Genomic DNA, 17,304 nt, shown 5'->3' on the forward strand with positions numbered 1-17,304 from the left:
GCCGCAGTGGGGGACACCGCAGCCCCCGCCCGGGCAGCAGTGGGGCCCGCAGCCGGGTGGTCAGCAATGGGGTCCGCCGCCCCCCGCGCTGGGAGCGCCCGGTCAGCAGGGTGGCCGGGTGAACCTGGACAAGGGGCGGGTATCGCTCACCAAGGGGCAGAGCGTCTCGTTGGTGAAGACCGGCGCGCCGCCGCTCACCCGGGTCCGGCTGGGCCTTGGGTGGGATCCGGCCCAGCACGGGAAGTCGATCGACCTCGACGCGTCCTGCATCCTGTTCGACGAGCGCGGCAAGGATGTCGACAAGGTCTGGTTCATGTCCAAGAAGGGCGCCCGGGGAGCCGTGCGCCACTCTGGGGACAACCTGACCGGCCATGGCGGAGGGGACGATGAGACGATCATGGTCGATCTCGGCGCCCTGCCGGGGAACGTCGTCACCCTGATCTTCACGGTCAACAGTTTCCAGGGACAGACCTTCGTCGAGGTGCGTAACGCCTACTGCCGGTTGTATGACGATCTCACCGGGCAGGAGCTCGTCCGGTTCGACCTGTCCGACTCCAAGCCGTCCACCGGACTGGTGATGTGCCGGGTGCAGCGCGACCGCGGGGCTCCCACCTGGTCGATGACGGCGATCGGGGAGTTCCACGACGGCAAGACCGTCCGCGCCATGGTCAATCCGTCGAGGCAGTACCTGTAGGCAGTGCCCGTAGCCCGATCCCCGGCCCCGGAACGCCGGGCGGTTTGCCGGCGGCCCGCGCGGCGGTGTTGATCCGGCCGACCTCTCCGGGTTGTGGGATGTCCCGGGCCGGGTAACCTCCGGCCGTGAACAGGTCTGCAGGGCCGTCGTGGGCCGGTATGTTGCGCTTCGCAGGCATCGTCCGGTGATGGGCATGATCTCCCGCCCGGCTCCGTCCCGCGTCTACTGCCGCCGGCTGGCGGGCCTGCTTGTCCTGGACCCGAATGGCGACCAGGTCGGCAGGGTGCGCGATGTGATCGCGACGCTGCGACTCGGGCATGAGCCGCCCCGAGTCCTGGGCCTGGCCGTCGAGGTCCAACGCCGACCGATCTTCGTGCCGATGAGCCGGGTCACCGGGGTGGAGTCGGGCGCGGTGGTGCTGTCCTCGGCCCGGCTGAGCTGGCGGCGTTTCCAGCAGCGCCCGAACGAGACCCGGGTGCTCGGCGAGCTGCTTGACCGGCGGGTGACGCTCATCTCGTCCGGCGTCGAGGTGACCGTCGTCGATGCCGCGATCGAACCGGTTCGCGGCGGCGACTGGGTGCTCGACCAGGTGGCGGTGCGGGTCGGCCGGGGCCGGCGCGGTGAGGTGAAGACGGTCGCCTGGGACGAGGTCACCGGCTTCTCGCTGCCCGAGGAGGGGCAGGGGGCCGCGAACCTGCTCGCCGCGTTCGAGAAGCTGCGGCCCGCCGACCTCGCGTCGCTGCTGCATGACCTGTCCGAGAAACGGCGCGCGGAGGTCGCTGCCGCCCTCGATGACGAGCGGCTTGCCGACGTCCTCGAGGAGCTGCCGGAGGACGAGCAGGTCGAGTTGCTCGGGGGACTCGCCGACGAGCGGGCCGCCGACGTGCTGGAGGCGATGGGCCCCGACGACGCGGCGGACCTGCTGGGCGAGCTGCCCGCCGACGACGCGGAGCGTCTCCTGCGGCTGATGGAGCCCGACGAGGCCGCCGGCGTGCGTCGTCTGCTGCTCTACGCCGACGACACGGCCGGCGGCATGATGACCAGCGAGCCGGTCGTGCTCGCTCCGAACGCGACGGTCGCCGAGGCGCTGGCCCGCATCCGCGAACCCGAGCTTTCCCCGGCGCTTGCCGCGCAGGTCTACGTGGTGCGCCCGCCCTACGAGACGCCCACCGGCCGCTACCTCGGTCTCGCCCATTTCCAGCGGCTGCTGCGTGAGCCGCCGGCGACCCTGGTCGGTGGCGTGATCGACGTCGACATCGCCTCGCTGCGGCCCGAGACCCCGCTGGCCGAGGTCACCCGTCATCTGGCGTCCTACAACCTGGTGGCGGCACCGGTTCTCGACCGCGCCGGCCGGCTCGTCGGCGTCGTCACCGTCGACGATGTGCTCGACCACCTGCTTCCCGCGAACTGGCGGGAGCGACAGCTCGACGCGGACGTGGATGCGCGGGCGACCCCCGGGGCACTGACCCCGCCCGCCGCGGGCGACGTGGAACCAGGCTCCCGCGGCGAGGTGGGCAGCTCCCCGGCCGCGCCATGAGACGCCTGGGACGCCTGGGACGCCGTCGGCCGCGAGGCGCCCGCCTCGATCAGCCGCGGCTGTCCCGGCGGTCCGCCCTGCGCTCCGCCTACGAGCCGGACGCCTTCGGGCGAATCGCGGAGCGGGTGGCGCGTTTCATCGGCACGGCCCGGTACCTCGTTGCGCAGAGCGTCGTGATTGTGCTGTGGGTCGCCTACAACATCATCGCCCCGCAGTCCGCCCGGTTTGACAATTTCCCGTTCATCTTTCTGACGTTGGTCCTGTCGCTGCAGGCCGCGTACGCGGCACCGCTCATCCTGCTGGCGCAGAACCGCCAGGACGACCGGGACCGCGCGAACCTTGCCCAGGACCGCGAGCAGACCATCCGTAACCGCGAGGACACCGAATACCTCGCCCGCGAACTGGCCGCGATGCGCATCACGATCGGCGAGCTCGCCACCCGGGACTTCCTGCGTTCGGAACTGCGGGGGTTGCTCGCGGAGCTGGAGGGGCCGGACGGTGACCGGGCGAAGGACCGGGAGCGGGAACGCGATCGGGAACGCCGAGAGCGCCGACGGCGGGAGAGCGAGCGTTCGTTACGTCCGCCGTGATGACCGGGCCGGTGCGGTGGGCTGGTGCGAACGGCGGCCGCGCGCCGCACCGGCGGGTGCCCGGGTGCCTACCGCACGGTACCGCGACAGAGCGTCAGCACCGCCATCGCGATCTCGACCCCGCGAGGCCCCAGCTCGTCCGCCCAGATCGCGATGATCTCGTTCTCCCGGGCGTGCTGGATGCGAGGCCCGCCCTCGGCCGAGCGCAGCGCCTGGATCTGCTGGGACAGGTCCCGCCGGGTTGCGACGAGATCACGCAGCTGAGCATCGATGTCATCGATGAGCTGTCGTCCCTCGTCGATCGAGGCGATGGCCGGCGCGGTGCTGGGGGCATCGACGACGTTCTCCACAAGTGGGCCTTTCGGTCGGAGGCCCGGCGCACCCCAGGCTGAGACGACCCGGAGGCGGACCGGGCCTGGGTCTGGCGCTTGTGCCGCGTGAGATCAGCGGCGGAGCGGGGACCGTGCCCGGTCCCCATAAAACAGCCGCAGCGACGTGCCGTGACCTGCGAGTCGGCGGCACGTGAATCGACTGCACTGCATGGCAAGAGCATGCCAGCCGCGTGCCGATTCGTCCAGGCGCCTGATCTCTTGGGTAGCCATCCACCCCGACTCTTGGGTAACCCCACCCCGACTGGTCCCTCACCTTGACTGATCCCTCACCTTGACGCGGGCGGCGACGCCGCCCGATCAGGCGTCCGGTAACCGAGGCGAGGCCGGTGAGACCATCGGATAATGGCGCAACTCGAGCTCACCGGCATGCCCCGCCGGCTTTTTTCCTGCACGCCGTCGCGGCTGGCCGCCTTCGAGGACTGCCCCCGCCGGTACCGGATGACGTATCTGGACCGGCCGCGGCCGCCCAAGGGGCCGCCCTGGGCGCACACCTCCTTCGGTGTCAGCGTGCACAACGCGCTGCGACGCTGGTGGGAGGAGCCGATCGAGCAACGGGCCCCGCAGCGGGCCGCGGCGCTGTTGCGGTTGCTGTGGGTCGACGAAGGTTTCCGGGACGGTGAGCAGTCGTACCGGTGGCGCGAGCGCGGCGCGCGGATGGCGCATGACTATGTCGCGCACCTCGATCCGGCGGCCGAGCCGCGCGGGGTCGAGCGCTCGGTCGCGGCCCGTACCGAGGCACTGGCCTTCTCCGGGCGGGTGGACCGTCTTGACGACCGAGACGGGGAGTTGATCGTCGTCGACTACAAGACCGGACGCCGGCCGATCACCGACGACGACGCGCGATCGTCCCCGGCGCTCGCGCTCTACGCCCTGGCCGCCGGGCGGATGCTGCGCCAACCATGCCGGCGGGTCGAGCTGCACCACGTGCCCAGTGGGCGGGTCGCGGCCGCCGAGCACACCGAGGCGAGCATCGCCCGGCACGTGCGGCGGGCGGAGTCGGTCGCGGCGGACGCCGTGCGCGCGACGGAGGCCCTGCGGGCGGGTGAGGATCCGCAACGGGCGTTCCCGCCGAGCCCCGGCCCCCTGTGCTCGTGGTGCGATTTCCGGAGCCACTGCCCCGAGGGGCAGGCGGCTGGCCCCGAACGCCAGCCCTGGGACGCCCTCGGCGACGAGGACGACGAGGGCTGAGGCGCCGGCATACCGGGCCGCCGGACACCGGGCCGGGAGAGGGGCCATCATGAAACGATGCCCGACCAGACCGCCGCGCCTGCCCGGCCGCGGGTCTCCGCGAAGGCCGCGACCTTCACCGAATCGGTGATCCGGGAGATGACCCGGCTCGCTCTCGCGCACGACGCCGTGAACCTCGCGCAGGGCTTCCCCGACTTCGCCTGCCCGCCGCAGCTCAAGGAGGCGGCCAAGGCCGCCATCGACGCGGACGTGAACCAGTACGCCATCACGTGGGGAGCCGCGGAGTTCCGCGCCGCCGTTGCCGCGAAGGTGGCCGAAACCTACCCGGGCTGGTCGGTTGACCCCGGCACCGAGATCTGCGTGACCTGCGGCTCCACCGAGGCGATGATCGCGACGATGCTCGCGCTGGTCGACCCCGGCGACGAAGTGATCATGTTCGAGCCGTTCTACGAGAACTACGGCCCGGATGCGATCCTCTCCGGCGCCCGGCCGAAGCTCGTCCGCCTGCATGCCCCGGACTGGACGATCGACGAGGCGGAGCTGCGTGCGGCGTTCTCCGACCGCACCCGCGCCATCGTGCTGAACACCCCGCACAACCCGACCGGCAAGGTGCTGCGCCGCGCCGAGCTGGACCTCGTCGCCGAGCTCTGCCAGCGCCACGACGCGCTCGTGTTCACCGACGAGATCTACGAGCACATCCACTACCTGGGCCCGGGCGGCCACATCCCGCCGGCCACCGTTCCCGGGTTAGAGGACCGCGCCGTCACCATCAACGCGCTGTCCAAGACCTACGCGGTGACCGGCTGGCGGGTCGGCTGGACGATCGCGCCCGCCGCCTACACCTCGGCGATCCGCAAGGTGCACGATTTCCTCACCGTCGGGGCGGCGGCACCGTTACAGGCCGGCGGGGTGGCGGCGATGAACCTGCCGGAGACGTACTACGTCGATCTCGCCCGGCAGTACCGGGAACGGCGGGACCTGCTCTGCGCGGCCCTCGCCCGGACCGGCTTCACCTTCCGGGAACCGGACGGGGCGTACTACGTGATGTGCGACACCCGCGCGCTCGACCCGGCCGGTGACGACGTGGCCTTCGCCCGCCGGCTGGTCACCGGGATCGGGGTCGCCACCGTTCCCGGCTCGTCGTTCTTCGCGGCCCCGGCGGATGGCCGCCACATCATCCGGTTCGGCTTCCCCAAGAAGCTCACGACCCTGGAGTCCGCGGCGGAGCGGCTTGCCCGTCTCACCCCGGCTACCCCGGGTTGAGGGTCGTCCCAGGCGGCTGGGGCATCGGGTAGCCGGCCTCGGCCGCCCGGGCATGCCCCGCGCGCAGCTCCCGGTCCAGCGCTGCCAGCTGACCGTGTGCCCCGCCGCGCAGCGATCGGCCGGCCAGTCGCGGGCGAGCGGCCATCTCATCGGGCGACGGCGGCGTGTACCGCCCGCGCAGGTATTCCCCGATCCACCGGGCCTGGGCAGCCGCGAGCTGCGCGGGACCCGCGACATGGAACAGCCAGGGAACCTCGAGATCGAAGACCTCGCCGAAACGGGCCGAGCCCGTCCCGGCCGGACCCAGCCGCGCCGCCGGGCCGGTGAGCACCACGGCCTCGAAAACGCCGCGTGGGTGGGCTTCGTCACCCGGGCGTGCCTCGTTACCCGGGTGGGGACCGCCGTGCACCTCAAAAGGCGGACCGTGCGTGGCGGCTCCGACCAGGCGTAACGTATTAAGAGTAACGGCGACGACACTGTCAGTCAGACCGTGCGTGGCGAGTTCGGCGAGGGACGGCGGCGGCGTGGGGCCGTCGGAGAACGCGGTGACGGTCAGCCCACCGTCGGCGAGTGTGATCGTCGCGGCGGTTCCGGCGGCATTGAGACCGAGGACGGCGACACGGGGAAGACCTGGCACGTCGGGGGACTCTAGCGGCGCGGTGATGGATCCCGCGCACTACGGTTGAAGACATGAGTGTTGTTAAGATCAACGTATTGACCGTGCCCGCGGAGCTGCGAGACACCCTGGAGAAGCGGTTCGCCGGCCGCGCCGGCATGGTGGAGCAGGCCGACGGGTTCGAATGGTTCGAGCTGCTGCGCCCGATCGAGGGCACGGACACCTACCTCGTCTACACCCGTTGGCGTAGCGAGGAGGACTTCCAGAAGTGGCAGTCCTCGCAGGCGTTCGGCGAGGGCCACCGGCAGGCTGCGGCTGGTCAGGGCGCTCCCGCGGGCCACGGGGCCCCGGCGGGGGGGCAGGGTGCCCCCGCGGCCACCGCGGCCACGCTGTGGTCGTTCGAGGTGGTGCAGACTGCCGCCCCCGCCTCGCGCTGACCCGCGCCCGGCGGCGCACACCGGATGAGACGAGCGGTACGCCCGGATCTACCGGTGTTGCGGATGGTTGGTCGGTGCCCGACTTAGGGTGATTGCGGAGTGGCCTCGGGGGCGCGTCGAGATTTTCGCCCGTCAAGTGTTGTGACGGATCGGCCACGCCCCCACACTGATCGGTGTGGCCCGAGTACTCGCTGTTGCGAATCAGAAGGGCGGCGTTGCCAAGACGACCTCCGTGTCGAGTCTCGGTGCCGCGCTGTGCGAGCTGGACCGTCGGGTCCTGCTGGTCGATCTCGACCCACAGGCATGTCTGACCTTTTCGCTCGGGCTGGATCCGGATGCCCTCGAACTGTCGGTGCACGACGTCCTGCTGGGACGGTTGTCCGCCGGCATCATCATCACCAGGACACCGGACGGCACCGATCTGCTGCCCGCGACCATCGAGCTGGCGGGTTGTGAGGCGGTGCTGCTGTCACGCACCGGGCGGGAGCACGCGCTGCGGCTCGCCCTCGCCGAGATTGTCGACGAGTATGACTTCATCCTCATCGACTGCCCGCCCTCCCTGGGCGTGCTCACCATCAACGGGTTGACGGCGGCGGACGAGGTCATCGTGCCGCTGCAGTGCGAGACGTTGTCCCACCGCGGCGTGGGCCAGCTGTTGGACACGGTGCACGACGTGCAGCGGCTGACCAATCCCGGCCTGCGGGTCCGCGGCGTGCTGCCGACCCTGTTCGACGGTCGCACGGCGCACTGCCGGGCGGTGCTCGCCGACGTCTCCGCCCGGTACGACATCGCGGTGCTGGCGCCGCCGGTAGCCCGCTCGGTGCGCTTCGCCGAGGCGCCGGGAACGGGGCGGTCCATCCTGACGACCGCACGGCGCTCCAAGGGGGCCGAGGCCTACCGGTCGCATGCCCGGGCCATCGCCGGGGTCGCGGGGGTGGGCACGGCCGCCGGCATCGCTGACATCGCTGACATCGCCGGCATCGCTGACCCTGCCGGGACCGCGGTTGGGCAGGCCGCCGAAACCGTTGACGGCCCGGGGACCACCTCGCCCGGTCGGCGGCAACGCCCTCGGGAGGGGGACGGCCGGCCCGTGGGCATGCGGGACCATTCCCGCCCACCGGCGCAGGTCGGCGAACCGGCCTGCGCCGGAGAGGTGCGGGTGTGAGCCGACGGTGAACGAGCTCGGGTGGACACCCGGCCGGGTGCCGGGCGGGACGCAGGCGCCGGGACAGGCGCAGGACCGGGCGCAGGACCGGGCGACGGCCGGGTTCGACCGGCTGCGTCCGCGTGGCACCCGACCTCCCGTGATCACTCCGGTCCGCGCGAGATCGACGGTGGGTCGGGACGCGCATGGAAAGCGTGCGTTGTACAGCGGCGTTCGCCCCGTGACACCGCCGAACACCAGCCTGACCGTCAGCTGCTCCCGATGCGGGCAGACCAGCTCCCTCGGCGCCTGGCACGCGCTGCGCGTCCTGACGCCGAGCGTCCATCTACCGCTGGTCCGACTCCGGCATCCCTCGTTGGTGCGCTGTCCCTCGTGCCGGCGGCTGAGCTGGGTCCGGTTGGGTCTGCATTTTCGGCCCGCGGGCTGACGACACCCGCGGGCCGGCGACACCCGCGGGTACGCGGGGCCGCCGGGGTGTCAGGCCGACTCGGCTCGAGGCGGCGCGTCGGCGGCGGCCTCGGTACCGTCGCCGGCCTCCCGCATCGTGCCCGTGCCGCGGCCACGGTTGCCCCGACGCCGGTGCCGGCGTCGGGGCGACTCCTCGGCCTCGACGCCCGTCTCCGAGGCCAGGGCGGAGACGACGCGGGCGGTGTCGGTGTCGGTGTCCGTGTCGGTGTCGGTGAGCGGGGCGGTCCCGGTGAACTCGACCAGCCCGGTCTGCCCGGCACCGTCCACCACGGGTGGGCCGGCCTTCCGGCCGTCCTCGTCGACCGGGTCCGCCGGGTCCGCGGCGATGGCCAGCCCCGAGGCCGCGGCCGCCGCACCACCGCCGCGGGTGCGCCGACGGGCGCGAGTCCGGGTCGGCACCGCCGCCGGCTCGGAACGGTCCTGGTCACGCCCGGTCCGCGAGCCGCGGCGCCCGCCGCGGCCGGACTCCCCGAGATCCTCGATGTCCTCGGCCGCGAGCCCGGCGCGGGTCCGCGCCGCGTGCGGCAGGGTGCCCTTCGCGCCCGCCGGGATGCCGAGCGCCTCGTACAGGTGGGGAGAGGTGGAATAGGTCTCCACCGGACCGTCGAACGGCAGGGCGAGTGCCTTGTTGACGAGTGTCCACCGCGGCAGGTCGTCCCAGTCGACGAAGGTGATGGCCACCCCGCTCTCGCCCGCCCGACCGGTGCGGCCGATGCGGTGCAGGTAGACGTTCTCGTCTTCGGGGCACTGGTAGTTGACCACGTGGGTGACACCGTTGATGTCGATGCCCCGCGCGGCCACGTCGGTGGCGACCAGGACGTCGATCTTGCCGGAGCGGAAGGCGCGCAGCGCCTGCTCGCGCTGGCCTTGGCCCAGGTCGCCGTGCACCGCCGCGGCCGCGAAACCGCGCTTGGCGAGGTCCTCGGCGACCTTGTCCGCGGTGCGCCGGGTCCGCACGAACACCATGGCGAGCCCCCGGCCGCCGGCCTGCAGGACCCGGGCCAGCACCTCCATCTTGTCCAGCGCGTGGGCGCGGAAGACGTGCTGACGGGTGGTCGGGACCGTGCGCCCCTCATCCGGCTGTTCCGCGCGGACGTGCACGGGCCGCTTCATGAACCGCCGGGCCAGGGAGATGACCGGGCCGGGCATGGTCGCGGAGAACAGCATCGTCTGCCGCTCGGTCGGCAGCTGCGACATGATGCGCTCGACGTCCGGCAGAAAGCCGAGGTCGAGCATCTCGTCGGCCTCGTCGAGCACCAGGGTGCCGACGCCGGCCAGGTCGAGCACGTGCTGGCGGGCGAGGTCCAGCAGGCGGCCGGGCGTGCCGACGACGATGTCGACGCCGGCGCGCAGCGCGGACAACTGCGGCTCGTAGGCACGCCCGCCGTAGACGGACAGCACCCGCAGGCCACGGCGGGCGCTGGCGCGGGTGACGTCCGCGGTCACCTGGACGCACAGCTCACGGGTGGGCACCACGACGAGGGCCTGTGGACGGCCGTCGGCACCCTCCTCGGCCGCCAGCACCGTCTGTACCACCGGGATGCCGAACGCGAGGGTCTTGCCGGTGCCGGTGCGGGCCTGCCCGATGATGTCGTTGCGGGCCAGGGCGAGTGGGAGCGTCAGCTCCTGGATGGGGAAAGCGTGCACGATGCCCGCTTCGGTCAGCGCCGAGACGGTCTCGGCGCGCACGCCGAGCTCCGCGAAGGTCGGCGCCGCCGGGGACCCGGGGGTGGAGGGGGCGGTTTGTGGCTCGTAGGGAGTTAGATCATCCGTGGGTACTTCAGCTGTGACGGACAGCGGGACGCTCCTGGTCTTCTCTGAGCGGTGTCTACGCTGAACCCGCTCGCGGTGAGCCGCGCGGCGCCCGCGACCCGAAAATCATGTGCCCCGGTGCCCTCGATGGCAACTCTGGATGCACAGGTGACGAGGCGACGCCTGCTACACGGCGGCCGAGGTGACATAACGATCCCTGGCTACTCCCCAGTATAGCCGGTGTAACCCCGGGTGGGGGCTCCTTAGCAGGAGTGTTTGCCGACAGCGACTGCGGCGGGTGTCAGAATCGCGCCTGTGGCACAGACGACACGGACTCCGGCCGGCCCGGCGACACCCATCGCCATCACCACCCCCGGTCAGGTAGGTGACTTTGACAATCGGGTGCCCCCGTCCCCGGATGCCGGACCCGCGCCGACCGTGGATCAGGCGACCGTGGATCTACTGGGCCTGCTCGCCTACGGCGAGCTGACCGCCTTCGAGCGCATGGCCACCGACGCGCGGATGTCACCGACTGTTGCCGACAAGATCGCCCTGGCGAAGATGGCCGCCGCCGAGTTCGCCCATTTCCAGGCCATCAGCGACGAGCTGGACCGGCTCGGCGTCGACCGGGAGCTCGCGATGGCCCCGTTCATCGCGCCACTGACCGCCTTCCACAACTCGACCGCTCCGGCCGACTGGCTGGAGAGCCTCGTGAAGGCCTACGTGGGGGACAACATCGCGGCGGACTTCTATCGCGAGATCGCGGCGCGGCTTCCGTCACCGTCGCGCGAACTGGTTCTGAAGGTGCTCGACGACACCGGGCACGCAGCCTTCGCGGTCGAGCGGGTACGCGCGGCGATCAGCGCCAACCCGACGGTGGCCGGGCGGCTGGCGCTGTGGGCCCGTCGGCTCGTCGGTGAGGCGCTCACGCAGGCCCAGCGGGTCGGAGTCGATCGCGACGCGCTCACCGGGCTGTTGGTCGGGGTCGGCGACCTGGAGGCGCTGGCGGCGATCTTCAACCGCATCATGGCGGCGCATGGCCGGCGGATGGCGTCGCTGGGCCTGTCCGCCTGATCCGGGCCCGCCGACCGGCGCGGCGACGCCGGTCGGCTCCCCGGTGGGCCGGCCGCCGGCCCGCTGCCGGTGGTCGGCCGGGACCTAGACGGCGCCGAAGCCCACCCGTCGGGTCGTGGTCGCGGCGATCTCCACGTAGGCCAGCGACGCGATCGGCACTATCACCTGCCGGCCCTTGTCGTCGACGAGGGTCAGCACCCCGTTGTCGGCCTTGACCGCCTCATTCACCAGCGCGGCGACAGCCTCCGGGGACTGGCTGCTCTCCAGCACCAGCTCCCGACTGACCTGCCGGACGCCGATCTTGACCTCCACCCGATGACCTCCGCCTTCGTCGGACCTACCGCCGGCGGACGAGAGCCGCCGATCTTGAATCACCGCCCACACTATGGCTTCCGGGACTTCTCCACCGCGGCAGGGGCGGCGTGTTCGCTCCGGGCACACCCGCTCACCCGACAAACGCTCGCCCGGTACACCCGGTACACCCGGTACACCGGACGACGTCAGCCGGCGGGGGGCACCTCCTCGTGCGGCTCCGTGTTCGTGCGCGTGGCATCCCGGTGCTCCTGGCGGGGGTAGCCGCCGATGCCGCGCCAGGCCAGCTCCACCATCGACTCGATGGCCCGTTCCTTTTCCACGGTGGCACCGCGGACCAGCCACCAGCGCGACGCCGTCTCGGCCAGCCCGACCAGCCCGACCGCGAGCAGGTCGGCCTCGTCCTGGGGCAGCCCGGTGTCGGCGACGATCGTCGCGGCGATGGCCCGCACGCACTGGGCGAAGGCGGTCTCGATGCGCTGACGGACCGCGGGCTCGTTGCGCAGGTCCGACTCCAGCACGAGCTGGTGCGCCCCAGAGGGGTCGTTGACGAAGTCGAAGTACGCTCGGATGGACCGGGCGATGCGCGCGTGGTTGTCCGAGGTGGAGGCGAGCGCGTCCTGGACGCTCGTCACCAGCTGGGTGGCGTGCTCGTCGAGCAGCGCGAGATAGAGCTCGAGCTTGCCGGGGAAGTGCTGGTACAGCACCGGTTTGCTGACGCCGGCCCGCTCAGCGATCTCGTCCATCGCCGCCGCGTGGTAGCCCTGGGCGACGAAGACCTCGCGGGCGGCTCCCAGAAGCTGGAAGCGGCGCGCGGTGCGGGGGAGCCGGGGAGCCCTGCCCGGTCGTGTGTCGGGCGGGGCTGGCTCGGCGGTCACCGGCGCACCTCCTGGCTGATGGCGCACCTCCTGGTTGATGCGGTCAACAGTACCCGCGGGGTCCGACCGGCCGGCGTTCGTCGAAACGGAACCAGCCGGCCTGCCCGTCGCTCGCGCGGGGTGGCGCCGGGTCAGCGGTAGTCGGGTCAGCGGTAGTCGTCGTCAGCGGTAGTCGTCGTCCTCGTCGGTCTCGACCACGATGCTCTGCTCGACGACGTCGTACTCGTCGGCCTCGACGGGTGGTGCCGAAGGTAGCCAGCGCGGCGCCGGGTCGGCCGGACGTATCTCCCGGGCCTGCTCGACGGCGTCGGCGTCGGGCGCCTCGATCGGGAGATCGGATGCCGGAAGGTCGGTGGGTGCTCCCATGGGGACGTCCTCCTGCGCTCGTCGTTACGGCGACCCGCTGGGGTGGGCGCCGGAAAATGGACGATCCGAACCTGTCCAGGGTCCGGATCGCGATGTGCCCGGAACGGGTGGTCCTCACGCGCCATCGGCCGGGCCGGCCTCGTCACGGACGTGGCGGTGGTGTCCGTCACTCATCCCACTCCCGGCTCCCGCGCCGTTCCCGGCTCCGTGCCCCGCTCGCACCAGGCTTCCCGTCCTGGGTACGTTCCGCCCTCCTGCACATATATCCCCCGCCGGCCATCGGTGTTCTCCGGCGTGTCTCCAGGGTGGCTGGTGCCCTGGAGATTTTCGCCTGCTGATAGGTTCAAGCTTTTCGCCTGTCTGGCTTACTCGTGGGCCTCCGGTGGGACACCATAGGGGTACGTGACGTGAGGGGCGAACATGCGTGCGACCTGGAAGGGCGTGATCTCCTTCGGCCTGGTGTCCATCCCGGTGAGGCTCTACTCGGCGACCCAGGAACGGGATGTCGCGTTTCACCAGGTTAGACGGTCGGATGGGTCTCGTATCCGATACCGGAGAGTGGCGGAGGCCGACGGGGACGAGGTCAACTACGCCGACATTGCCAAGGGCTACGAGCTGCCGGACGGGGAGACCGTCGTACTCACCGACGAGGACTTCGCGAATCTCCCGCTGTCCACCTCCCGGGCGATCGACGTGCTGGAGTTCGTCCCGTTGGAGCAGGTCGACCCGATCTACTTCGCGAAGAGCTACTACGTCGAGCCCGACCGCACCGGCGCCAAACCCTACGTTCTCCTTCGCGACGCGCTGGCCGCCTCGGGCCGTGTCGCGCTGGTGAAGATAGCCCTGCGGCAACGCGAGCAGCTCGCGACGCTCCGGGTGCGTGGCGGCGTCTTCGTCCTGGAGACCATGGTCTGGCCGGACGAGGTGCGGCAACCGGACTTTCCGTTCCTCGAGGAGGACATCGCGGTGCGCCCGCAGGAGCTGTCGGTGGCCGCCTCGCTCATCCACACCCTGGCAGCCGACTTCGACCCCACCAGGTACACCGACAACTACCGTGAGGCCCTGCAGGCCGTGATCGACGCGAAGGTCGCCGGTCGCGAGGTTGTGGCCTCGCCGGGCGGGCTGGCCGGCGAGCCGGTCGGCGACCTCATGGCGGCGCTGCGCGCGAGCATCGCCGCCGCCCGCGCCGGACGGCCCGGCGAAGCGGCCGTGGCTGGTGGTGCGGCCGTGGCGGCTGGTGGTGCGGCCATAGCAGGTGGTGACGCGGGGCCCGCGGCGGCCGGGGTCACCGGCAGGGTGCCCGACGACAAGGGGCCCGACGACAGGGTGCCCGACGACAGGGTGCCCGACGGCCAGGCGTCCGGTGACGAGGGGTCCGACGAGGCGTCCGGTGACGAGGCGTCCGATGGGCGGCGGGGCGGCCGTACCTCTTCGGTCAAGGGTGCCTCGTCGGCCCCGGGCACGAGGTCGACCGCCCGGAAGACGCCGTCCTCGACGAAGAGCACCGCGAAGACGAACGCCACGAAGACGCCGCCCGCCAAGACCTCCGCGGCCAAGACCACCTCCTCGAGGACGGCCTCAAGGACGCCGACCTCGAAGACGCCCCCGACGCGGCGATCCGCCTGAGGACCTGAGGAGCGGTCCCCGTGCGACCTGAGGAGCGGCCCCGGCGCGGGAGCCGGGGGCAGGTGGCGGCGGGGAACAGGTCCGTTAGATGCCGTGGGGCTGGTTGCCGTGGGGCCGGTGGGTACCGGGCGGTCAGCGGCGGAAGGCGTCCTTCGCCTTCTCCCCGGCGTTCTTGAGGTCGGCGACGCCGCGTTCTCCCCGGCCCTCCGCCTGCAGGTCCCGGTTCTCGGTGGCCTTGCCGGCCTGTTCCTTGGTCCGCCCGCGGAGCTCCTGCACCTTGTTCCTGACCTTGTCAGTGAAGGACACTGCACTCAACTCCTCACTGTATGTGCGGCGGTTCGGAAGAGGTCTACCCGTGGCGGCCGCGGGAACACTCCGGGGATGCCGTGCGCTGCACTGAAGGGCTGACCGTCGCGATGCCCGACATGCACCCGTGATGAGGGACCTCCCGGCGGATGGCCTAAATCCGGCGAGGCCGCGTCGCGCTGTGGCATCGTCGAAGGACGACACCGAACGCGAGGAGCAAGCGTGTCCCCTCCGCCCCTGGTCAACCCCGCCGAGGGGCTGACCGTCGATGAGATCCGCCGGTACTCTCGACATCTGATCATTCCGGATGTCGCCGTGGACGGCCAGAAGCGGCTGAAGAACGCCAGGGTGCTGGCGGTCGGTGCCGGTGGCCTCGGCTCGCCGACGCTGATGTACCTGGCCGCCGCCGGCGTCGGGACGCTGGGCATCGTCGAGTTCGACACCGTCGACGAGTCGAACCTGCAGCGTCAGATCATCCACGGCCAGTCCGACGTCGGCCGCTCGAAGGCGGAGTCGGCCCGCGACTCGGTTCGCAACATCAACCCGTACGTGAACGTCGTCCTGCACGAGACCCGGCTGGACGCCTCCAACGTCATGGAGATCTTCAGCGGGTACGACCTCATCGTCGACGGCACGGACAACTTTGCCACCCGCTACCTGGTCAACGACGCCGCGGTGCTGCTCGGCAAGCCCTACGTCTGGGGTTCGATCTACCGCTTCGACGGCCAGGCCAGCGTCTTCTGGGCCAAGCACGGACCGTGCTACCGCTGCCTCTACCCGGAGCCGCCGCCTCCCGGCATGGTCCCCTCCTGCGCCGAGGGCGGGGTGCTGGGTGTGCTGTGCGCCTCCATCGCCTCCATCCAGACCACCGAGGCCATCAAGGTGCTGACCGGGATCGGCGATCCGCTGGTCGGTCGGCTGATGGTGTATGACGCCCTGGAGATGACCTATCGGTCGATCAAGGTTCGCAAGGACCCGGAGTGCCCGTTGTGCGGGAAGAATCCGTCGATCACCGAGCTGATCGACTACGAGGCGTTCTGTGGGGCGGTCTCGGAGGAGGCGCAGTTGGCCGCCGCCGGCTCGACGATCACCGCGGGCGAGCTCAAGAGCTGGCTGGACGCCGACGAGCCGATCGAGCTCGTCGACGTCCGTGAGCCGGCCGAGTGGGAGATCGTCCGGATCCCCGGCGCGCGCCTGATCCCCAAGGGGGACCTGCCCGCGCACCTCTCCGAACTGCCGCAGGACCGTCGGGTGGTCGTCTACTGCAAATCCGGGGTGCGCTCGGCCGACGCGCTCGCCACGCTGAAGGGCGCCGGCTTCTCCTCGGCCGTGCACGTCCAGGGTGGCGTGACCGCGTGGGCGACCCAGGTCGACAAGTCGCTGCCGGTCTACTGAGCGCCGGACGAGCCACGGAGCCTGGACGAGCCACGGGGAGCCTGGATGAGCGGGCCCGGCGTGACGCGCCGCCGGCGAGCCTCTCCGCCGGGCTCGGTACCCGGATCTCGCTCGGCGGCGCGCCGGGTCCGCACGCCCTCGAGGTGCTGGACGCGGTGGCGCGCATCCCGCCGGGCAAGGTGATGACCTACGGCGACGTGGCCGAGTACGTCGGCGCCGGGTCGGGGCGCACGGTCGGAGCCGTGCTGTCCCGATTCGGCGACGAGGTGCCCTGGCACCGGGTGATCCGGGCGACCGGGGAACCGAACCCGGCCGCACCGGTCGAGGCCCTGCGCCGGCTCGTCGCCGACCGGACGCCGCTGCGCCCCGGAGGCGACCGGGTCGATCTCGCCGCGGCCCGGTGGGACGGTTCTCCGGCCTGACCGCCCGCGGGCCCGGTCAGCGGGCGGCCATGCCGCCGTCGGCCAGATAGACGCTGCCCGTGACCAGGGAGGCCCGGTCGGACAGCAGGAAGACGACGACCTCGGCCACCTCGTCGACCGTGCCCAGTCGGTTGATCGGCGAGAACAGCGCGGCTCCGCGCCGCGGCCGGCCGTTGGCGTGCAGCAGCGGGGTGTCCACGAAGCCCGGCGCCACCGCGTTCACCCGGATGCCGCGGGTGGCGTAGTCCAGGGCGGCCGTCTTGGTCAGCCCGATGACCCCGTGCTTCGCGGCGACGTAGGGCGCCGACCCGGCGAACCCGACCACCCCGAGCACCGAGGCCATGTTGACGATCGAGCCTCCGCCGTTGCGCAGCATCGCCGTGATCTCGGCCCGCATGCTGTAGAAGACGCCGGAGAGGTTGACGTCCAGCACCCGCTGCCAGTCCTGCGCCGGGGTGGTCTCCACCGGCTCGCGCCCCGCGCTCACTCCCGCGTTGTTCACTGCCAGGTCCAGCCGTCCGAAGGTGCCGACGGTGACCTGGATGGCGCGTTCGAGCGAGTCGGGGTCGGTGACGTCCGTCTCCAGGGCGAGCGCCTCCCCGCCACCGTCCTCGATCGTCGCCACCACCTCCTTGACAGCGCGCGCGTCGAGGTCGGTGGCGACGACCCGGGCGCCCGCTCTCGCCAGTCGGCGGGCGCAGGCGGCGCCGATGCCGGATCCCGCCCCGGTCAGGAGCGCGACCTTGTCGCTGCACTCGGTCATGACTGAGGACACTGCCACGTCCTGACGCGCACGCGTGAGAGGTCCCCCGAGTGTCCCGGT

General features: G+C 71.7%; 19 protein-coding genes. 11 read left to right on the forward strand and 8 right to left on the reverse strand.

Annotation, left to right across the window (positions count from 1 at the left end; all coding sequences use genetic code 11):
• The 3 genes from AC08OV_RS00555 to AC08OV_RS00565 all read left to right on the forward strand — a co-directional run.
• The coding region (locus AC08OV_RS00555; RefSeq protein ID WP_476619128.1) for a TerD family protein at positions 1-694 on the forward strand (694 nt) is incomplete at its 5' end.
• A 193-nt stretch (positions 695-887) separates the two neighbouring features.
• A complete protein-coding gene (locus AC08OV_RS00560) occupies positions 888-2,231 on the forward strand; it encodes a magnesium transporter MgtE N-terminal domain-containing protein (protein ID WP_462188984.1) in 1,344 nt (447 codons plus the stop codon).
• On the forward strand, positions 2,228-2,821 hold the full coding sequence (locus tag AC08OV_RS00565; RefSeq protein ID WP_476614636.1) for a DUF1003 domain-containing protein: 594 nt from the start codon (positions 2,228-2,230) through the stop codon (positions 2,819-2,821). The genes AC08OV_RS00560 and AC08OV_RS00565 overlap by 4 nt, the downstream gene beginning before the upstream one ends.
• A gap of 68 nt (positions 2,822-2,889) precedes the next feature.
• On the opposite strand, the gene AC08OV_RS00570 is transcribed toward AC08OV_RS00565, so the two are convergent.
• Positions 2,890-3,171, reverse strand: coding sequence for a chorismate mutase (locus tag AC08OV_RS00570; protein WP_476593745.1), 282 nt, complete (start codon positions 3,169-3,171; stop codon positions 2,890-2,892).
• A 384-nt stretch (positions 3,172-3,555) separates the two neighbouring features.
• On the opposite strand from AC08OV_RS00570, the gene AC08OV_RS00575 reads away from it, so the two are divergent.
• Positions 3,556-4,401: a RecB family exonuclease gene (locus tag AC08OV_RS00575; protein ID WP_476614635.1), complete on the forward strand. Its 846-nt coding sequence runs from the start codon at positions 3,556-3,558 to the stop codon at positions 4,399-4,401.
• 57 nt (positions 4,402-4,458) lie between these two features.
• Entirely contained in the window at positions 4,459-5,664 is a 1,206-nt protein-coding gene (locus AC08OV_RS00580; RefSeq protein WP_476614634.1) for a pyridoxal phosphate-dependent aminotransferase, read from the forward strand.
• Here the strand turns inward: AC08OV_RS00580 and AC08OV_RS00585 are convergent.
• Complete coding sequence (locus AC08OV_RS00585; protein ID WP_476614633.1) at positions 5,651-6,301, reverse strand: hypothetical protein; 651 nt, start codon at positions 6,299-6,301, stop codon at positions 5,651-5,653. The genes AC08OV_RS00580 and AC08OV_RS00585 overlap by 14 nt on opposite strands.
• 53 nt (positions 6,302-6,354) lie before the next feature.
• On the opposite strand from AC08OV_RS00585, the gene AC08OV_RS00590 reads away from it, so the two are divergent.
• On the forward strand, positions 6,355-6,717 hold the full coding sequence (locus tag AC08OV_RS00590) for an antibiotic biosynthesis monooxygenase family protein (RefSeq protein ID WP_476614632.1): 363 nt from the start codon (positions 6,355-6,357) through the stop codon (positions 6,715-6,717).
• A 175-nt stretch (positions 6,718-6,892) separates the two neighbouring features.
• Entirely contained in the window at positions 6,893-7,882 is a 990-nt protein-coding gene (locus AC08OV_RS00595; protein WP_476614631.1) for a ParA family protein, read from the forward strand.
• Positions 7,883-8,359: 477 nt separating this feature from the next.
• Here the strand turns inward: AC08OV_RS00595 and AC08OV_RS00600 are convergent, their stop codons facing one another.
• The gene (locus AC08OV_RS00600) at positions 8,360-10,039 is read right to left on the reverse strand and encodes a DEAD/DEAH box helicase (protein WP_476619129.1); all 1,680 of its coding nucleotides are present in this window, start codon (positions 10,037-10,039) and stop codon (positions 8,360-8,362) included.
• A 465-nt stretch (positions 10,040-10,504) separates the two neighbouring features.
• On the opposite strand from AC08OV_RS00600, the gene AC08OV_RS00605 reads away from it, so the two are divergent.
• On the forward strand, positions 10,505-11,176 hold the full coding sequence (locus AC08OV_RS00605) for a ferritin-like fold-containing protein (RefSeq protein ID WP_476596039.1): 672 nt from the start codon (positions 10,505-10,507) through the stop codon (positions 11,174-11,176).
• Between the two features lie 84 nt (positions 11,177-11,260).
• On the opposite strand, the gene AC08OV_RS00610 is transcribed toward AC08OV_RS00605, so the two are convergent.
• The 3 genes from AC08OV_RS00610 to AC08OV_RS00620 form a co-directional block, all read right to left on the reverse strand.
• On the reverse strand, positions 11,261-11,488 hold the full coding sequence (locus AC08OV_RS00610) for a DUF3107 domain-containing protein (protein WP_476592727.1): 228 nt from the start codon (positions 11,486-11,488) through the stop codon (positions 11,261-11,263).
• Positions 11,489-11,676: 188 nt separating this feature from the next.
• Positions 11,677-12,366, reverse strand: coding sequence for a TetR/AcrR family transcriptional regulator (locus tag AC08OV_RS00615; protein WP_476592726.1), 690 nt, complete (start codon positions 12,364-12,366; stop codon positions 11,677-11,679).
• Positions 12,367-12,528: 162 nt separating this feature from the next.
• Positions 12,529-12,732 carry a hypothetical protein gene (locus AC08OV_RS00620; RefSeq protein ID WP_462186503.1) on the reverse strand — a complete coding sequence of 68 codons (204 nt, stop codon included), beginning with the start codon at positions 12,730-12,732 and terminating at the stop codon, positions 12,529-12,531.
• A gap of 420 nt (positions 12,733-13,152) precedes the next feature.
• On the opposite strand from AC08OV_RS00620, the gene ku reads away from it, so the two are divergent.
• Complete coding sequence (ku, locus tag AC08OV_RS00625; protein WP_476615845.1) at positions 13,153-14,358, forward strand: non-homologous end joining protein Ku; 1,206 nt, start codon at positions 13,153-13,155, stop codon at positions 14,356-14,358.
• Positions 14,359-14,490: 132 nt separating this feature from the next.
• Here ku and AC08OV_RS00630 read toward each other — a convergent pair whose 3' ends face one another.
• Positions 14,491-14,664 carry a CsbD family protein gene (locus tag AC08OV_RS00630; RefSeq protein ID WP_462186501.1) on the reverse strand — a complete coding sequence of 58 codons (174 nt, stop codon included), beginning with the start codon at positions 14,662-14,664 and terminating at the stop codon, positions 14,491-14,493.
• 222 nt (positions 14,665-14,886) lie between these two features.
• Between AC08OV_RS00630 and moeZ the strand changes: the two genes are divergently transcribed.
• Together moeZ and AC08OV_RS00640 are read left to right on the forward strand one after the other, a co-directional pair.
• A complete protein-coding gene (moeZ, locus tag AC08OV_RS00635) occupies positions 14,887-16,059 on the forward strand; it encodes an adenylyltransferase/sulfurtransferase MoeZ (RefSeq protein WP_476616173.1) in 1,173 nt (390 codons plus the stop codon).
• On the forward strand, positions 16,020-16,481 hold the full coding sequence (locus tag AC08OV_RS00640; RefSeq protein WP_476616174.1) for an MGMT family protein: 462 nt from the start codon (positions 16,020-16,022) through the stop codon (positions 16,479-16,481). Before moeZ ends, AC08OV_RS00640 begins: the two co-directional genes overlap by 40 nt.
• 16 nt (positions 16,482-16,497) lie before the next feature.
• Here AC08OV_RS00640 and AC08OV_RS00645 read toward each other — a convergent pair whose 3' ends face one another.
• Complete coding sequence (locus AC08OV_RS00645; protein WP_476619130.1) at positions 16,498-17,244, reverse strand: SDR family NAD(P)-dependent oxidoreductase; 747 nt, start codon at positions 17,242-17,244, stop codon at positions 16,498-16,500.
• Positions 17,245-17,304: the final 60 nt, after the last annotated feature.

This window comes from Frankia sp. CeTa3Moorea, assembly GCF_978021225.1.